At 45.6% G+C, this 17,874-nt stretch carries 15 protein-coding genes; 8 read left to right on the top strand and 7 right to left on the bottom strand.

The features are described from left to right. The first annotated feature begins 12 nt into the window (after window positions 1-12). Both ftsZ and lpxC read left to right on the top strand, forming a co-directional pair. Window positions 13-1,248, top strand: a complete 1,236-nt coding sequence (ftsZ, locus tag VEJY3_RS02135; protein ID WP_014230806.1) for a cell division protein FtsZ — start codon at window positions 13-15, stop codon at window positions 1,246-1,248. A 101-nt stretch (window positions 1,249-1,349) separates the two neighbouring features. After that, entirely contained in the window at window positions 1,350-2,267 is a 918-nt protein-coding gene (gene lpxC, locus VEJY3_RS02140) for a UDP-3-O-acyl-N-acetylglucosamine deacetylase (protein ID WP_014230807.1), read from the top strand. Window positions 2,268-2,343: 76 nt separating this feature from the next. On the opposite strand, the gene VEJY3_RS02145 is transcribed toward lpxC, so the two are convergent. Beyond that, on the bottom strand, window positions 2,344-2,796 hold the full coding sequence (locus VEJY3_RS02145) for a DUF721 domain-containing protein (protein ID WP_014230808.1): 453 nt from the start codon (window positions 2,794-2,796) through the stop codon (window positions 2,344-2,346). A gap of 399 nt (window positions 2,797-3,195) precedes the next feature. On the opposite strand from VEJY3_RS02145, the gene secA reads away from it, so the two are divergent. The 6 genes from secA to VEJY3_RS02175 all read left to right on the top strand — a co-directional run bounded on the left by secA (window position 3,196) and on the right by VEJY3_RS02175 (window position 13,232). Further along, window positions 3,196-5,922, top strand: a complete 2,727-nt coding sequence (gene secA, locus VEJY3_RS02150) for a preprotein translocase subunit SecA (protein WP_014230809.1) — start codon at window positions 3,196-3,198, stop codon at window positions 5,920-5,922. A 126-nt stretch (window positions 5,923-6,048) separates the two neighbouring features. Further along, window positions 6,049-6,450: an 8-oxo-dGTP diphosphatase MutT gene (gene mutT, locus VEJY3_RS02155; protein WP_014230810.1), complete on the top strand. Its 402-nt coding sequence runs from the start codon at window positions 6,049-6,051 to the stop codon at window positions 6,448-6,450. 113 nt (window positions 6,451-6,563) lie between these two features. Continuing rightward, on the top strand, window positions 6,564-7,373 hold the full coding sequence (dapB, locus tag VEJY3_RS02160) for a 4-hydroxy-tetrahydrodipicolinate reductase (protein ID WP_014230811.1): 810 nt from the start codon (window positions 6,564-6,566) through the stop codon (window positions 7,371-7,373). 481 nt (window positions 7,374-7,854) lie between these two features. Next, complete coding sequence (carA, locus tag VEJY3_RS02165) at window positions 7,855-8,994, top strand: glutamine-hydrolyzing carbamoyl-phosphate synthase small subunit (RefSeq protein ID WP_014230812.1); 1,140 nt, start codon at window positions 7,855-7,857, stop codon at window positions 8,992-8,994. A 16-nt stretch (window positions 8,995-9,010) separates the two neighbouring features. Further along, window positions 9,011-12,244, top strand: a complete 3,234-nt coding sequence (gene carB / locus VEJY3_RS02170; RefSeq protein WP_014230813.1) for a carbamoyl-phosphate synthase large subunit — start codon at window positions 9,011-9,013, stop codon at window positions 12,242-12,244. A gap of 208 nt (window positions 12,245-12,452) precedes the next feature. Beyond that, window positions 12,453-13,232 carry a TSUP family transporter gene (locus VEJY3_RS02175; RefSeq protein WP_014230814.1) on the top strand — a complete coding sequence of 260 codons (780 nt, stop codon included), beginning with the start codon at window positions 12,453-12,455 and terminating at the stop codon, window positions 13,230-13,232. On the opposite strand, the gene VEJY3_RS02180 is transcribed toward VEJY3_RS02175, so the two are convergent. From VEJY3_RS02180 to VEJY3_RS02205, 6 genes are all read right to left on the bottom strand, one after another. Further along, window positions 13,159-14,028: a LysR family transcriptional regulator gene (locus VEJY3_RS02180; RefSeq protein WP_014230815.1), complete on the bottom strand. Its 870-nt coding sequence runs from the start codon at window positions 14,026-14,028 to the stop codon at window positions 13,159-13,161. The two genes, VEJY3_RS02175 and VEJY3_RS02180, sit on opposite strands and share 74 nt — an antisense overlap. Window positions 14,029-14,158: 130 nt before the next feature. Further along, window positions 14,159-14,779 (bottom strand): TRIC cation channel family protein, encoded by a 621-nt coding sequence (locus VEJY3_RS02185; protein ID WP_020335897.1) that lies wholly within the window; start codon window positions 14,777-14,779, stop codon window positions 14,159-14,161. Between the two features lie 69 nt (window positions 14,780-14,848). Next, entirely contained in the window at window positions 14,849-15,673 is an 825-nt protein-coding gene (gene btuF, locus VEJY3_RS02190; protein ID WP_014230817.1) for a vitamin B12 ABC transporter substrate-binding protein BtuF, read from the bottom strand. Then, the gene (locus VEJY3_RS02195; protein ID WP_014230818.1) at window positions 15,673-16,626 is read right to left on the bottom strand and encodes a cobalamin biosynthesis family protein; all 954 of its coding nucleotides are present in this window, start codon (window positions 16,624-16,626) and stop codon (window positions 15,673-15,675) included. Before VEJY3_RS02195 ends, btuF begins: the two co-directional genes overlap by 1 nt. Before the next feature lie 30 nt (window positions 16,627-16,656). Further along, window positions 16,657-17,352: a 5'-methylthioadenosine/S-adenosylhomocysteine nucleosidase gene (gene mtnN / locus VEJY3_RS02200; RefSeq protein ID WP_014230819.1), complete on the bottom strand. Its 696-nt coding sequence runs from the start codon at window positions 17,350-17,352 to the stop codon at window positions 16,657-16,659. 66 nt (window positions 17,353-17,418) lie between these two features. Continuing rightward, a complete protein-coding gene (locus VEJY3_RS02205) occupies window positions 17,419-17,847 on the bottom strand; it encodes a DUF1499 domain-containing protein (protein ID WP_014230820.1) in 429 nt (142 codons plus the stop codon). Window positions 17,848-17,874: the final 27 nt, after the last annotated feature.

Genomic DNA, 17,874 nt, shown 5'->3' on the forward strand with positions numbered 1-17,874 from the left:
CGGAGACAACACATGTTTGAACCGATGATGGAAATGTCTGACGATGCAGTAATCAAGGTCGTTGGAGTTGGTGGCGGCGGTGGTAACGCTGTTGAACACATGGTGCGTGAATCCATCGAAGGTGTGGAATTCATCAGCGTTAACACTGATGCGCAAGCACTTCGTAAGACAAGCGTTGGCAATGTTATTCAGATTGGTGGTGATATCACCAAAGGTCTGGGTGCAGGTGCGAATCCACAGGTCGGCCGTGAGGCAGCTCTCGAAGATAGAGACAGAATTAAAGATTCCATAACTGGTGCCGATATGGTTTTTATCGCAGCAGGTATGGGTGGTGGTACAGGTACTGGTGCAGCTCCTGTTATCGCTGAAGTAGCCAAAGAGCTAGGCATTCTTACTGTTGCAGTGGTAACTAAACCATTCAGCTTTGAAGGTAAGAAGCGTTTGGCGTTTGCTGAACAAGGTATCGATGAGCTTTCTAAACACGTTGACTCATTGATTACGATTCCAAACGAAAAGCTACTTAAAGTTCTTGGTCGTGGCGTGACGTTGCTAGAAGCGTTTGCAAGTGCGAATGATGTTCTTAAAAATGCAGTACAAGGTATTGCGGAACTAATTACTCGTCCGGGTATGATCAACGTCGACTTTGCTGACGTACGTACTGTTATGTCTGAAATGGGTCACGCAATGATGGGTAGCGGTATCGCGAAAGGCGAAGACCGCGCTGAAGAAGCGGCTGAAATGGCAATTTCTAGTCCACTTCTTGAAGACATCGATCTAGCTGGTGCACGTGGTGTTCTTGTTAACATTACTGCTGGCTTGGATATGCGTCTTGACGAGTTTGAGACAGTGGGTAATACAGTTAAGGCATTTGCTTCTGATAATGCAACTGTGGTTATCGGTACTTCTCTAGACCCAGATATGACGGATGAAATCCGCGTAACTGTTGTAGCGACAGGTATTGGTAACGAGAGAAAACCAGATATCACCCTTGTTGCTGGTGGTAAAGCGAAAGTAGCACCAACAGCACAAGCTCAGCCACAACAACAAGCAATGGCAACTCAAGCTGAAGAGAAGCCGGCACAAACTCTGCAACCTCAAGTGCAAGAAAAGCCACAGGTAACTCCTCAGCCGACAAATACAGCGTCTTCTGCTCCTGCTTCGTCGAGCCAAAGCTCTGCGGCACCAAAGCAAGAGAAAGAGAGCGGTTATTTAGATATTCCGGCATTCTTGCGTCGCCAGGCTGATTAATCTTTAACCCATAAATTTGACATGGTTCAAAATTATGGTAGCATTCACGGTCGACGTTACAGACGACCGTGTTTTGTAGCACACTTTAGAGAGGCAAGCAGATGATCAGACAACGTACTCTGAAAGAAATAGTGAAAACAACTGGTGTGGGTCTCCACTCTGGTCGTAAAGTCACGCTTACTCTGCGCCCGGCTGCTGCAAATACAGGTATCATTTACCGTCGTACAGATGTAAATCCACCTGTAGATTTTCCAGCTGATCCTGCGTCTGTGCGTGACACTATGCTATGTACTGCATTAGTTAACGACGAAGGCGTGCGTATTTCAACAGTTGAGCACTTGAATGCTGCGCTCGCTGGTATGGGTATCGACAACATTGTTGTTGAAGTAGACGCTCCTGAAATTCCAATTATGGATGGTAGCGCAAGCCCATTTGTATACTTGCTTCAACAAGCAGGTATCGAGATGCAAAATGCTCCAAAGCGTTTTATCCGCATTAAAAAACCAGTTCGTTTCGAAGATGGCGATAAATGGGCAGAGTTTGTTCCATTTAACGGCTTCCGTATGGACTTCGAGATTGAATTTAACCACCCTGCAATTGAGTCTGACGAGCAGCGCCTGTTGTTTGACTTCTCATCTAAAGGGTTTGTTCGCGAGATTTCTCGTGCACGCACGTTTGGTTTTATGCGTGATATTGAATATCTACAGTCTCAGAACTTAGTTTTGGGTGGTAGCTTTGATAACGCTATCGTACTGGATGATTACCGAATTCTTAATGAAGAAGGTCTGCGTTTTGACAATGAGTTCGTTACTCATAAAGTATTGGACGCAATTGGTGACCTTTACATGTGTGGACACCCAATTATTGGTGAGTTCCGTGCATTCAAATCAGGTCACGGTCTAAACAACCAACTTCTACGTGCTGTTCTGGCTGATCAGGAAGCATGGGAATGGACAACATTCGAAGAAGAAGCGGGTTCTCCAGTCGCATTTGCAGAGCCAAATATGGTACTAGCATAAGCTTAAACTGAATTTAAAAAAACCAGGTCTCGACCTGGTTTTTTTCTATCCAAAATTCAATCTTTTCAGCGTATTATTACTTTGACTTATCAGCCATGTCAGCCAGCCTTTTCAGGCGCTCTTGAATTTTAGGTGGCGCCATATCCGCAATAATCATTAATGATTTGGCCGCTGACTCAGTTAACGGCGGTCGCTTGGGTCTATCGTCTTGCTCGTACCGGTTGCGATAAAGAGATGGATTAATTCGGACATCCACGCTGATCAACTTTGCATAGCCTTGAGTTCGGAGTTTATTGAGGATCATTAGGCGATCGTAGTCGATCTTCATTTTGATGGCAGCGCTAGACACATCGATCAATAGATGACCGTTACGGACATTAGCAACTCGGCAATGATCAGCCGTGCCTTTAGGCAAGATATCCTGTAAGGCTTTGTTGAGCTGCAAGATTTCTCCAGCATGCTCTTGAATCTTCTTAAACTGAGATTCAGCAATAACATCCTCTGTTGAGGTTGGTCGATGATCACGCATAGGTAAAATCTAATTTTGTGGATATACCGCTATTCTAGAGCAGCTTTCTATCTAGGTATAGTTTACATTAGCGTCTTTATTACAATTGGTTTGGACGCCGCATAATGAAAGCAAATTGATAGATTTGGAGAGTTACAATTAAAAATTTGGCTAATCTATCACCACTTTCAATAAAATTTACAGAGTGCTTCAAACAAATAGGTCTATTTATGGTTGTATCGATTAAAAATCCTTACACTAAGCCCCAATGTTTCTAAATTTAGCCTTGAAATATGGATGTTTGGACTCAATATCATTTGTTAAATGATTTATATCAGTATTCTTAGTACCAAACTGGCAGAGACTGAAGGCATTACGAGTAGATCGGGAACGGTCTGATGAAAGAGAGATTCACGAAAAATGATAACTAAGCTACTGACAAAAGTTATTGGCAGTCGCAACGATCGAACACTGCGCCGCCTTAGAAAAATTGTAAAAGAAATTAATAACTACGAGCCGACATTTGAAGCTCTATCTGATGAAGAACTAAAAGCAAAGACTGTTGAATTCCGCGAGCGTCTGGACAAAGGTGAAACTCTCGATCAACTCCTTCCAGAAGCGTTTGCTACTGTTCGTGAAGCGTCTAAGCGTGTTTACGGCATGCGTCACTTCGATGTACAGCTTATTGGTGGTATGGTCCTGAATGCAGGTCAAATCGCGGAAATGCGTACAGGTGAAGGTAAAACTTTAACTGCAACTCTTCCAGCTTACCTAAACGCACTAGCGGGCAAAGGCGTTCATGTTGTAACCGTGAACGATTACTTGGCTAAACGTGACGCAGAGACAAACCGTCCGTTATTTGAATTCTTAGGTATGAGCGTTGGCATCAACGTGCCAAACATGCCACCTCAAGAGAAAAAAGAAGCGTATCAAGCTGATATCCTTTACGGAACCAACAACGAGTTTGGTTTTGATTACCTTCGTGACAACATGGCTTTCCGCAATGAAGACCGCGTGCAGCGCGAGCGCTTCTTTGCCGTAGTCGATGAGGTTGACTCAATCCTTATCGATGAAGCTCGTACGCCTCTTATCATTTCTGGTCCTGCTGAAGACAGCTCTGAGCTATACACTCGAATCAACTTGCTGATTCCACATCTTGAGAGACAAGATCAAGAAGATTCAGAAGAATACCGTGGTGATGGCCACTACACGTTAGACGAAAAATCGAAACAAGTTTACCTGACTGAAACGGGTCAAGAGTTTGTCGAAGAGCTTCTGGTTAAGAACGGTTTGATGGAAGAGGGCGATACGCTTTACTCTCCAACCAATATCAGCCTACTTCACCACGTGAACGCAGCGCTGCGAGCTCATGTACTATTTGAACGCAATGTTGATTACATCGTTACTGAAGACGGTGAAGTTGTCATCGTTGATGAGCACACTGGTCGTACTATGCCAGGCCGTCGTTGGTCTGAAGGTTTGCACCAAGCTGTAGAAGCGAAAGAAGGCGTTAAGATTCAGAACGAAAACCAAACGCTGGCATCTATTACATTCCAGAACTATTTCCGTCTATACGAGAAATTGTCAGGTATGACAGGTACTGCCGACACTGAAGCGTTTGAGTTCCAGTCTATCTATGGTTTGGAAACGGTTGTTATTCCAACCAACAAACCAATGATTCGTAATGATATGCCGGATGTGGTGTACCGTACAGAAGCTGAAAAGTTTGCCGCAATCATTGAAGATATCAAAGATCGCGTAGCAAAAGGCCAGCCAACACTAGTAGGTACAGTATCAATCGAGAAATCTGAACTGTTATCTAATGCACTTAAGAAAGCTAAGATTAAACACAACGTACTGAACGCTAAATTCCACGAGAAAGAAGCTGAGATCGTTGCTGAAGCAGGTATGCCGGGCGCTGTGACTATCGCTACAAACATGGCGGGTCGTGGTACCGATATCGTGCTTGGTGGTAGCTGGCAATCTAAAGTTGAAACGTTAGAAAATCCGACTCAAGAGCAAATCGACGCGATTAAAGCGGATTGGAAAGTCGTACACGATAAAGTGCTGGAAGCGGGTGGTCTGCACATCATCGGTACAGAGCGCCACGAATCTCGTCGTATCGATAACCAGCTACGTGGTCGTTCTGGTCGTCAGGGTGATGCAGGTTCTTCACGTTTCTACCTATCAATGGAAGATTCATTGCTGCGCATCTTCACTTCAGACCGCATGGCAAGTTTGATCCAAAGTGGTATGGAAGAAGGCGAAGCGATCGAATCTAAAATGCTTTCTCGCTCGATTGAAAAAGCGCAGCGTAAAGTGGAAGGTCGTAACTTCGATATCCGTAAACAGCTACTTGAATACGATGACGTTGCGAACGATCAGCGTAAAGTCGTTTACGAGCTACGTGATGAGTTGATGAGCGTTGACGATATCAGCGACATGATCGAGCAGAACCGCGAAGACGTGATGACGGCGATCATTGATGAATACATTCCACCACAATCTCTGGAAGATATGTGGGATGTTGAAGGTCTGCAAGAACGCCTGAAAGCGGACTTCGATCTGGACGCACCAATTAAGCAATGGCTAGAAGAAGATGACAAACTTTACGAAGAAGCTCTTCGTGAAAAGATCATTTCACTGGCTGTTGAAGTCTACAAAGCGAAAGAAGAAGTCGTTGGTGAGCAAGTACTGCGTAACTTCGAGAAATCTGTCATGCTACAGACTCTGGATACGCTTTGGAAAGAACACTTGGCAGCAATGGATCACTTGCGTCAAGGTATCCACTTACGTGGCTACGCACAGAAGAACCCGAAACAAGAGTACAAGCGTGAATCGTTTGAGCTGTTCGAAGGTTTGCTAGATGCGTTGAAATCTGATGTTATCACTGTTCTATCTCGTGTACGTGTTCAACAACAAGAAGAAGTTGAGCGTATGGAAGAGCAACGTCGTGCGCAAGCAGAAGAAGCGGCACGCCGTGCACAAGCTCAACATGCAGCTGCAGAAAACCAGCTTGCTGATGGTGAAGAATCTGAAGGCGCACACCAACCTGTCGTTCGTGATGAGCGCAAAGTAGGTCGTAATGAGCCTTGTCCATGTGGCAGCGGTAAAAAGTACAAACAGTGCCACGGAAAAATTGACTAACAGAGTTTAGTCACATATTGATAAAGAGTCGCTTAGGCGGCTCTTTTTTTAAGTAAATTTTATTGCTCCCCATAGTGCCATCTTAATGCAGTGCGGGAAGCAGTTCATTTTTAGGAAACGTTCTCCATGAAAAGAATTCACATCGTTGCGGCGATCATTTTTAACCAAGATAAATCGCAGATCTTCATTACTAAACGTCCTGACGATAAACATAAAGGCGGATTTTGGGAGTTTCCTGGTGGAAAAGTAGAGCCGGAAGAGTCTGTGGAGCAGGCGATGATTCGTGAGCTGGAAGAAGAAGTCGGGATCAACGTGACAGAACAATCTTTGTTTGAGCACCTTGAGTACGACTATCCAGACAAATCTCTGAAGTTCGATTTTATCTCCGTCACTTCTTTTGAAAATGAACCATACGGTAAAGAAGGTCAGGAAGGGCGCTGGGTTGATATCAAGAGCTTGCCTGAATATGCATTTCCGGAAGCCAATGTGCCAATCCTTGAGCGTGTTGTACAAGAGTTTTCTTCATAGTTTCGACATTAATCATCTTGTGGTTCGCAAGGTATGTTGTTAGTTTAAAAAGATTGAGCGAAACGAGAGAAACGAGTATAGGTCTCGTTATCCAGAGAAGGAGATAAAACGCAATGGTTCGTATTGCAATCGCAGGAGCAGCTGGCCGCATGGGTCGCAACTTGGTTAAGGCTTCACACCATCATCAAGAAGCGTCAGTAACAGCGGGATCTGAGCGTCCGGAATCATCACTCGTCGGTGTCGATATCGGTGAACTATGTGGTGAAGGCAAATTTGATGTCGTTCTCACGGATGATCTTGCTAAAGACGTGGATAACTTTGATGTCATTATCGACTTTACTGCACCGGTAAGCACTTTGGCTAACCTTGAGCTTTGCAAACAGTATGGCAAAAGCATGGTGATTGGCACCACTGGTTTTAGTGATGAAGAACGTGCGCTTATTGATGAAGCGGCAAAGCAAGTCCCTGTGGTAATGGCTCCTAACTACTCTGTTGGTGTTAACCTAGTCTTCAAGCTACTTGAGAAAGCAGCCAAAGTCATGGGTGACTACTGCGATATCGAGATTGTTGAAGCACATCATCGCCATAAAGTGGATGCACCATCAGGTACTGCCATTGGTATGGGAGAAGCGATTGCAGGAGCGATGGGTAACAATCTTAATGATGTAGCGGTTTATGCTCGTGAAGGCATTACGGGTGAACGTACTAAAGATGAGATTGGTTTTGCCACTATTCGTGCTGGTGACATTGTTGGTGAACACACGGCGATGTTTGCTGATATTGGCGAGCGCGTTGAAATTACACACAAAGCAACGGATCGCATGACCTTTGCTAACGGTGCGGTGAAGGCTGCGGTTTGGTTGAGTGCTAAACCTGCAGGTTTTTATACCATGACCGATGTACTGGGTTTGAACGAACTCTAATTACATAATTATTCGCCGGCGTAAGCCGGCTTTTTTATATCTCTAGGTATAGATGTAAAATAAATGATTTAATAACGCTACCATTCTCACGTTAGTTTAGTGGTGTTTTTAGCGCTTTTGTTGTCTATGCTGTCTATATGGCTTAAAAAGTATAGTTATTTTTGGTTGGTTAACGTTTGCGTAAAAATCTCATCTGATTTTGTGATCTGTATAAAGTTCAAATTTGTAAAATTCACAAAAAAGTCATCCCTTCCGATATAGAGATGTCTAAAACTTGTTATTTTGGGGGTTATTCTACCTAAACGTCCTTACTTGCTAGAAAAGCATAATTTATTTTTAATTGCTTGTTGACAGGTTTCCTGTCCGTCTTTAGAATACCGCCAATTTGTCTGAAGTACCTATTTATGTAGATTTTATAGGTAAAGGAAGGCATGTTTGCACTTTGATTTATTTTTTTTGCATTTTTATTCTGGAGGTTGTCTTGGGTAAATTAGCACTGTTAGTCCTAGAAGATGGGACAGTGTTCCGCGGAGTGTCCATTGGGGCAGATGGCGTATCCGTCGGTGAAGTCGTTTTCAATACCTCGATGACGGGGTATCAAGAAATCCTCACTGATCCTTCCTATTCTCAGCAAATCGTTACTCTTACTTATCCTCACATTGGCAATACCGGAACCACTTCCGAAGATGAAGAATCCTCTTCTATTCATGCACAAGGCCTTGTGATTCGCGATCTTCCTCTTATCGCTTCTAACTTCCGTAATGAACAATCTCTTTCTGACTACCTTAAATCACAAAATATTGTTGGCATCGCTGACATTGATACGCGCAAACTGACTCGTATCTTGCGTGAGAAAGGTGCACAGAATGGTTGTATTGTTGCAGGTGACAGCTTAGATGAAGCTTTGGCACTGGCGAAAGCAAAAGAATTCCCGGGTCTGAAAGGAATGGATCTTGCGAAAGTTGTGACAACAAAAGAAGCGTACCAGTGGAAGCAAGGCTCGTGGACGCTTGAAGGTGGACTGCCTGAAGCGAAAGATGACAGCGAGTTGCCGTACCACGTTGTAGCATACGACTTTGGCGCAAAGCGAAACATCCTACGCATGTTGGTTGACCGTGGTTGCCGCTTGACGGTTGTACCTGCTGAAACTTCAGCAGAAGAAGTACTGGCTCTTAATCCAGATGGCGTTTTCCTATCAAACGGCCCTGGTGACCCAGAACCATGTACTTACGCGATTGAAGCAACAAAAGTGTTCCTAGAAAAAGGTTTACCTATCTTTGGTATCTGTCTGGGTCACCAAATCCTGGCGCTAGCGTCTGGTGCACAAACTGTGAAAATGAAGTTTGGTCACCACGGTGCGAACCACCCAGTTAAAGATTTAGATCGTAACGTTGTAATGATTACCTCTCAAAACCACGGTTTTGCAGCGGACGAAGCAACGCTACCGGAAAACCTACGTGCAACTCACGTATCTCTATTTGATGGCTCTCTGCAAGGTATCCACCGTACAGATAAGCCAGCATTTAGCTTCCAAGGTCACCCAGAAGCGAGCCCAGGTCCACATGACGCAGCACCGCTTTTTGACCACTTTATCGAACTAATCAAACAACACAGCGCTTAATTCGGAGTAGTAGATAATGCCAAAACGTACTGACATTCAAAGTATTCTAATTCTTGGTGCTGGTCCGATTGTTATCGGTCAGGCATGTGAGTTTGACTACTCTGGCGCACAAGCGTGTAAAGCACTTCGTGAAGAAGGCTACCGAGTTATTCTGGTTAACTCGAACCCTGCGACAATCATGACTGACCCAGAGATGGCTGATGCGACTTACATCGAGCCAATCCAATGGGAAGTGGTACGCAAGATCATCGAAAAAGAGCGTCCAGATGCGGTTCTACCGACAATGGGTGGTCAGACTGCGCTTAACTGTGCTCTAGATCTAGAGAAGCACGGCGTTCTTGAAGAGTTCGGCGTAGAAATGATTGGTGCAACCGCTGACGCGATTGATAAAGCGGAAGACCGTTCTCGTTTCGATAAAGCAATGAAGTCTATCGGCCTTGAGTGTCCTCGCGCAGATACTGCGAAGAGCATGGAAGAAGCTTACAAAGTTTTAGACATGGTTGGCTTCCCTTGTATCATCCGTCCATCATTTACGATGGGTGGTACTGGTGGCGGTATCGCTTACAACAAAGAAGAATTCGAAGAAATCTGTCGTCGTGGTCTGGATCTTTCTCCGACTAACGAACTGCTTATCGATGAATCTCTAATCGGTTGGAAAGAGTACGAAATGGAAGTAGTTCGCGACAAAGCGGACAACTGTATCATCGTATGTTCAATCGAAAACTTCGACCCAATGGGCATCCACACTGGTGACTCAATCACAGTAGCGCCAGCACAAACACTGACTGACAAAGAATACCAGCTAATGCGTAACGCATCGCTAGCAGTTCTGCGTGAAATCGGTGTGGAAACAGGTGGTTCAAACGTACAGTTTGGTATCAACCCGAAAGATGGCCGTATGGTTATCATCGAGATGAACCCACGTGTATCTCGTTCTTCTGCTCTAGCGTCAAAAGCAACGGGTTTCCCAATCGCTAAGATTGCAGCGAAACTGGCTGTTGGCTTTACTCTGGACGAGCTACAAAACGACATCACTGGTGGTGCAACTCCAGCATCATTCGAACCAACTATCGACTACGTAGTAACTAAGATTCCTCGCTTTAACTTCGAGAAATTTGCAGGTGCTAACGACCGTCTGACAACACAGATGAAGTCAGTTGGTGAGGTGATGGCGATTGGTCGTAACCAACAAGAATCTCTTCACAAAGCTCTACGTGGCCTAGAAGTTGGCGCGACTGGCTTTGACGAGATGGTTGACCTAGAAGCGCCAGATGCATTGACTAAGATTCGTCACGAGCTGAAAGAAGCTGGTGCTGAGCGTATCTGGTACATTGCTGACGCATTCCGTGCGGGCATGTCTGTTGATGGTGTTTTCAACCTGACTAACATCGACCGCTGGTTCCTGGTTCAAATTGAAGAACTAGTGAAACTAGAAGAAGAAGTGAAAGCAGGCGGTTACGCTGGCTTGACCAAAGACGTTCTTCGTCAACTTAAGCGCAAAGGCTTCTCTGATGCTCGCCTGTCTAAATTACTTGGTGTTGCTGAAAGCGAAATTCGTCGCGCTCGTGAACAATTCGATATTCACCCGGTTTACAAACGTGTGGATACGTGTGCAGCAGAATTCTCTTCTGACACGGCTTACATGTACTCATCTTACGATGAAGAGTGTGAAGCAAACCCAACAGACAAAGACAAGATCATGGTTCTTGGTGGCGGTCCAAACCGTATCGGCCAAGGTATCGAATTCGATTACTGTTGTGTACACGCATCGCTAGCACTGCGCGAAGACGGTTACGAAACCATTATGGTTAACTGTAACCCAGAAACGGTATCTACTGACTACGATACGTCTGACCGTTTGTACTTCGAACCAGTAACGCTGGAAGACGTACTGTCTATCGCTCGCGTTGAAAAGCCAAAAGGTGTGATTGTTCAGTACGGTGGTCAAACGCCACTTAAACTGGCTCGCGCACTAGAAGCTGCAGGCGTGCCAATCATTGGTACTAGCCCTGATGCAATCGACCGCGCAGAAGACCGTGAGCGTTTCCAAGCTGCTGTTGAGCGTCTAGGCCTTCTTCAACCACAAAACGCTACCGTTACAACAATGGAGCAAGCGGTTGAGAAGTCTAAAGAAATCGGCTTCCCATTGGTTGTTCGTCCATCTTACGTACTAGGTGGCCGTGCGATGGAAATCGTATACGACGAGCAAGACTTACGTCGCTACTTCAACGAAGCGGTAAGCGTATCGAACGAGTCTCCAGTTCTACTAGACCGTTTCCTAGATGATGCAACTGAAGTTGATATCGACGCTATCTGTGATGGTGAGCGTGTTGTTATCGGCGGTATCATGGAGCACATCGAGCAAGCAGGTGTTCACTCAGGTGACTCAGCATGTTCACTTCCAGCTTACACGCTAAGCCAGGAAATCCAGGATAAGATGCGTGAGCAAGTTGAGAAGTTAGCATTTGAACTAGGTGTACGCGGTCTGATGAACACGCAGTTTGCAGTGAAAGGCAACGACGTTTACCTAATCGAAGTTAACCCTCGTGCTGCGCGTACGGTACCATTCGTTTCGAAAGCAACAGGCGCACCACTAGCGAAAATCGCTGCACGTGTAATGGCGGGTCAATCTCTAGAGTCGCAAGGCTTTACTAAAGAGATTATTCCTCCTTACTACTCAGTGAAAGAAGTGGTTCTACCGTTCAACAAATTCCCTGGTGTTGACCCACTATTGGGCCCAGAAATGCGCTCAACAGGTGAAGTAATGGGTGTTGGTGCAACGTTTGCAGAAGCTTATGCAAAAGCAGAACTAGGCTGTGGCAGCGTTTACCCTGAAGGTGGCCGTGCGCTACTATCAGTACGTGAAGGCGATAAAGAGCGTGTGGTTGACCTGGCTTCTAAGCTAGTGAAACTAGGCTACCAGTTGGATGCGACACACGGTACAGCTGTGATTCTAGGCGAAGCGGGTATCAACCCTCGTCTAGTAAACAAAGTACATGAAGGTCGTCCTCACATTCTGGACCGTATTAAGAACAACGAATACACCTACATCGTGAACACGGCGGCAGGTCGTCAAGCGATTGAAGATTCGAAAGTTCTGCGTCGCGGTGCCCTAGCTGAGAAAGTGAACTACACAACGACTCTGAACGCAGCGTTCGCTACGTGTATGTCTCACACAGCTGATGCAAAAGCGTCTGTGACTTCTGTTCAAGAGCTACACGCTAAAGTGAAAGCGAGTCTAGAAGCGTAATAGATAAAAAATCAGTAAGCTCGTTAATGAGAGCTTATATGACAACCTCATTGCCCGCTCATTAGAGCGGGCTTTTTTATTTTTGACGTACGCAATTACAATTGATGAAAATCTGGAATAGGTTGGTGTCTTGCCTTTCCTTTTGCGCTTAGTCTGATTAATGCTACCGTTGCCTTCCTTTTGGTATCTCATTGACAAGGAAGCATAAGTGGAAATCACGTTTGAGGTTTTAGTCGCACTGTTTGTTGTAGCATCTGCAGCAGGCTTTATTGATGCTATGGCGGGGGGAGGCGGTTTGTTGACACTTCCTGCGTTACTGGCTGCGGGGCTTAGCCCGACTCAGGCGTTGGCAACGAACAAACTGCAAAGCTCATTCGGTAGTTTTTCCGCGAGTTGGTACTTTGTGCGCAATGGCATCGTCAGCCTAAAAGAGATGCGCATCGCTATCTTGTGTACTTTTGTTGGTTCTGCAATTGGCGCTGAGGCGGTGCAATTTGTCGATGCCGGCGTGCTGACCAGCTTAATTCCAGTTCTTCTCATTGCTATTTCACTCTATTTTTTACTTGCGCCAACAACGAAAAAAACAGGCGGCGAACCAAGGATTTCAGAGGCAATGTTTGCGCTTTGTATCGGTGGTGGCGTAGGTTTTTATGACGGATTCTTTGGCCCTGGAACCGGGTCTATCTTTACGGTTTGTTTTGTTGTTCTCGGCCATTTCTCTTTAGTTGATGCTACCGCACGGACCAAGATCCTCAACTTCACTTCTAATATTGCAGCGCTGTTGTTTTTTGTACTAGCTGGTCTGCCCGTATGGGAGATAGGCTTAACCATGGCTGTTGGTGGTTTTATTGGTGCTCAACTTGGGGCAAAAGTGGTGGTGACGAAGGGACAAAAGTGGATTCGTCCCCTAGTGATCACCATGTCGATGTTGATGGCACTAAAACTTCTTTGGCAACAACATCAGCAATGGATTCTATCAGTGTTTTAACCCGTTGATTACGATAGGTGTTATGGCGCAGGCAAACGTGAATTGGGCGGATAAGATGCGCTAGCTGTTCGAACTCAAAGCGGTATTTTTCGTCGATTTTGAGTGTGTTGATGATGGATTTTGGAATCAAAGCTGGTGCCATACCCGCTAATGCTAATTGTGCCGCCGCGGTATAGGAGTCCATTTCCATGATGGGTTCAATATTGTACTTAGACAGGATGGCTTGCTGATAAGTATTGGCCGGATTACTCAAATCATTAGTCAGCACTGCTGTTGGTAACGTAGTCAGTGGATGTTTACTAATGATCGAGAAAGGCTCATCGGCGAGGTGAAAGCTCATCAGGCCGTGATGAGGGGGTAAATAGCCGGCACAGAACCCAAGCGTTGCTTTGCCTGACTTTACATTTTCTATGATTCTTGGCGTATGGTTGGTGGAGATGCGCAGATAGGGATCGTCTGAAAATCGCTCTTCCATGATCAAACTCAGATAGCCCGCAACTAATGTTTCAGAGCAATCTAGCTTAATCAGCGACGTATCTTCGAGCACTTGTTGATCGTGGATTTGACCGATTAACTCGTTGAAGGTTGGTTCAATGGTAGCAATGAGTGCAAGTGCATCTGAGGTCAGTTTGATGTGCCTGCCGCTTGGCTCAATAAGCTTTTTCCCGATTTTCTTTTCCAGGTTGGCAATACGTTTACTCACCGCAGACTGGCTAATGTACAACTGACTGCCAGTTCGGCTCATGGTTTTTTCTCTACTCAGAACAAGTAACGTCTCAATGCCTTCTAGTAACATACCAATTGATGAAAATGAGGAATAGTAGAGCTAATTTAACCAAATATAGAACAGTAAGCGAGCATAACAGGACAAATAAAAAGAGCCGATGTTATGACCGGCTCTTAAAAGTGTTCTTGGAGAAGGGGAGTTAACGATTGATGGCGAACGTAGGCAAAGACAAGTGCCAGCGGATCGCACCAAGACGGATTATCAATGTTGAGCTTACACAAGCGATCAGCGCTGTTGAGTGGTCATAGCCCATTGCAATCGCGGTTGTATGGAATATCCCTCCAATAATACAGGCTGTTGCATACACTTCACTCCTCAGTACCATCGGCACCTCTCGCGCCAGTACATCACGTATGATGCCACCACCACATCCAGTTATCACGCCCATAATCACAGCGACCATTCCTGAAGCATTGTAAGCCAGGGCTTTTTCTACTCCGATACCGACGAAGACAGCAAGACCAATAGCATCGCAAACGGGCAAAACCCACCAAGGAAGGCGCTTGGGACGGCGGACTATCAACATGGTTAATAGACAGGTGATAAAGATAACCCAGAGGTAGGTCGGGTCAGTGACCCAAAATACAGGTGTGGCACCCAGTGCCATATCTCGGATTGTTCCACCACCAATAGCGGTGACGCTACCGAGCACAATCACGCCGAATGGATCCATCTTTAACCGGCCAGCCAGTAATACACCTGAAATGGCGAATATAGCAGTGCCGAATAAGTCGATCATGTAAAGCAGCATGGAGTCCATGTTACTTGGTACCTTTAAGCAAAGTGATAAAAAATGGGCGCAAATTGTACGGTATTTGCCACGAAAACGTTAGCGTTTTTGGCGTACGCTTTCAAAGTAATCACACACTTCTGTGATGGCGTTAAGTGTTCTCGGTGTCGGGCGGTTAATCCAGTCAGCATTCAATGACCAAATATGCCCATCTTTTAAAGCAGGCACTTCATTCTTCCATTCAGACCACATCCCGTCACTACTCATTGCATGACGCGAAGTAAAAATGACGTCTGGTTGGCGAGTGATGATTTGCTCAATGCTGACCTGAGGGTAGGGAGAGCCCGCACTGGAAAATATATTTTCGCCGCCACAAAAGCTAAACACTTCACTCGGCCAGTTTTTTCCTGCGACCGTGATGATTGGTTTTTCACTGAGCTGGTAAAAATAACGGACCTTGTCTTCGGTGTTGTATTTGTCTTTCAACACTTTTAACTGGGTTCGAAAGTCATCAGCGGCTTTCTGGCCTATTTGTGGATTTTCGCTGTACTGACTCAATTGTTCGATGTTGTTGGTGATGTCCATCAGTGAGCTGGAAGTAGAGTAATAAATGGGTACATCAAACTGAGCGAGCTTTTCCAATTCTTTGGCTGGATTACCTGAAGGCCAGGCAATGACCAAATCCGGACGAAGCGCAATGATACGTTCGAGCTTTATTCCTTGGTAATTAGAGACTTTCTCCAGCTTATTCGCTTGTTCAGGATAATCACTCATTTCGCTCACTGCGATTAATTTGTCCCCAAGCCCTGCGGCATAGGCAATCTCGGTGGCGTGTGGAGCTAAGCTAATTACACGTTGCGCTGGCTCGTTAGCCAGTACGATTGATGAAAACAAAATTGAAATTGATAAAGCAATTTTAGACATCATAATCCTTGATAAATCAGTCCTAGAAGAAGGCTTTGGATAACAATCCAAGCAAAAATACGCCAAACCAAGAGATCTTGGATCTGCGCCAGATGTATAGCAGACGGCGCAATACGCCCACCTATTTTAGCTCGCTCTGCTCGTGTTCCCTGGTAAAGAGCTGGGCCACCCAAAGAGAGCTGTAACTTGTTCCCGACGCTACACAGTAACCACGCTGGTCCGGGTAACGGCCAGGATTGTGCTTGTTGGCTTATTCCGCTAATCACAGCAGACAAACTCTTCCCAGATGCGATAAACAGAGCGAACAAGCGCAACGGGATGATTTCAAGTACAGCGAGAAGTTGAATGGCGGGTTTGCCAAATGGTGAGTATTGTTTTCGGCTTGGTGACCAGGTACGTGCAAGTTCTGCGATAAGTCGGTAAAGGAAAGCACCAATACCACCGGCAAGTGCGTACCAGAACAGAACACAGACAACATTTCGGCCGTAGCCCATAATGATCGTTTCCGCTCCCGCTTTTCCTATCTCTAACAGAGAAAGGCTGTTTGTATCACGGTTGAGGTACGGTTTTAATCGTTGGCGACATAAAGGTTTGTCCTCATTGGACATAGCGCTAACGAGCTGTTTGGTTAACCTCTCGCTGCTTCGCCAATCTAACGCGAGCAGCAATAATGCTAACTCGTATAGTGGCGCTTTCCATACCAGAGGCTTTAAGGCAATCAATAGCACCAAACAAGGCAATATCATGATGAGAATGGAAAGGCTGCCTGCCAGTATGCTTTGCGAATAGCTATGGTGTCGGTTCACCTTTATGGTCAGCTGCTCTGCTATTTTTCGCCATAAAGTGAAAGGATGAGCGGAGTGAGGGATAGGTAAAACGAGGTGAAACAACAGTGCGCCCCACATTACAAGGAGCGCACCATTGGCGTAAAGTTGCTGAAAAGTTTCTTCCATGAATGGTTCGATTTATTTAACCGACTCGACTTACTTTACTAGCTCTAGCATTTTGAACACCATTTCTGAGGAGCTTTTCGCCGCTAACGGTAAAAACTCTTCGAAGCTCATTGGTGATTCTTTGTCTGCTACGTCTGAAATGGCACGTACCACCACAAATGGCGTATTGAACTGGTGGCAAGTTTGAGCAATTGCTGATGCTTCCATCTCTACTGCGATCACTGATGGGAAGTGCTCGCGGATAAATGCTTGACGCTCAGCGGTGCAAACGAAAGCATCACCAGTACAAATAAGGCCGCGTACCGCGTGTTTGTTTTCCATCTTAGCTAATGCTTTTTCTGCCAGCTCCATCAGCTTTTCGTCCGCTTTGAATGCCGCAGGTTGGCCAGCCATTTGGCCTATTTCGTAGCCGAATGCTGTTACGTCTGCATCGTGGTGACGAACTTCAGTTGAGATGACCACATCACCCAGATTCAGGCTGGAGTCGAAACCACCAGCAGAGCCCGTGTTGATTACAACGTCAGGTTGGTATTCATCAAGTAAGATAGTCGTACCCACAGCAGCGGCGACTTTACCGATGCCCGATTGCAGAAGTACTACATCTACACCGTTAATTTGACCAGAGAAATACGTACAGCCTGCTTTGTTAACCGTCTGGCAGTTTGTCATTGCTTCTTTCAGGATGGTCACTTCTTGTTCCATCGCGCCGATGATACCAACTTTCATAACACTCTCTTTGGGTAATAAAATATTCATTCGGGCGAGAGTATAACACTCACCAGAGTCAGTTTTCTATTTGATGAGCCCTGCGTCAGAGAGTTCAGTGCGTAATTGTTTTGCTCGCTTTCTGTTGACGCCAAAATCGGAGTAGCCAATACGCGATTCAGAGCGAACGATGAGCTTATCGTCACTGATTTTTAGCTCAAGATCATCAACAAAGCGCATGATTTTGGAAGTACATTCAATTCGTAGGTAATCACCTTCTTTGACTGCCGTTTTTGCCCCCGGTAGTTTGAGAGCCGCTTGCTCAATCGCATCGAGTGTGGCGGACTCTGTCAGCAGGAAAGGTTCAAGGTAGTGCTCTTCACGAGAATCTTGGGTGGATACGCAATTTGGCTTATCACCACATGGTGTTTGAGAGCGATCGGTCATGGTTGGTACTCCTTGGCTGCACGCGGTTAAGCTGAAAAGAACGATAGAAAGGAGAGCGAATTTTTTCATGGTATTGATTCCTTGTGGTAGGAATTT

Origin of the sequence: Vibrio sp. EJY3 (assembly GCF_000241385.1) — a bacterium.
Lineage (GTDB): Bacteria > Pseudomonadota > Gammaproteobacteria > Enterobacterales > Vibrionaceae > Vibrio > Vibrio natriegens.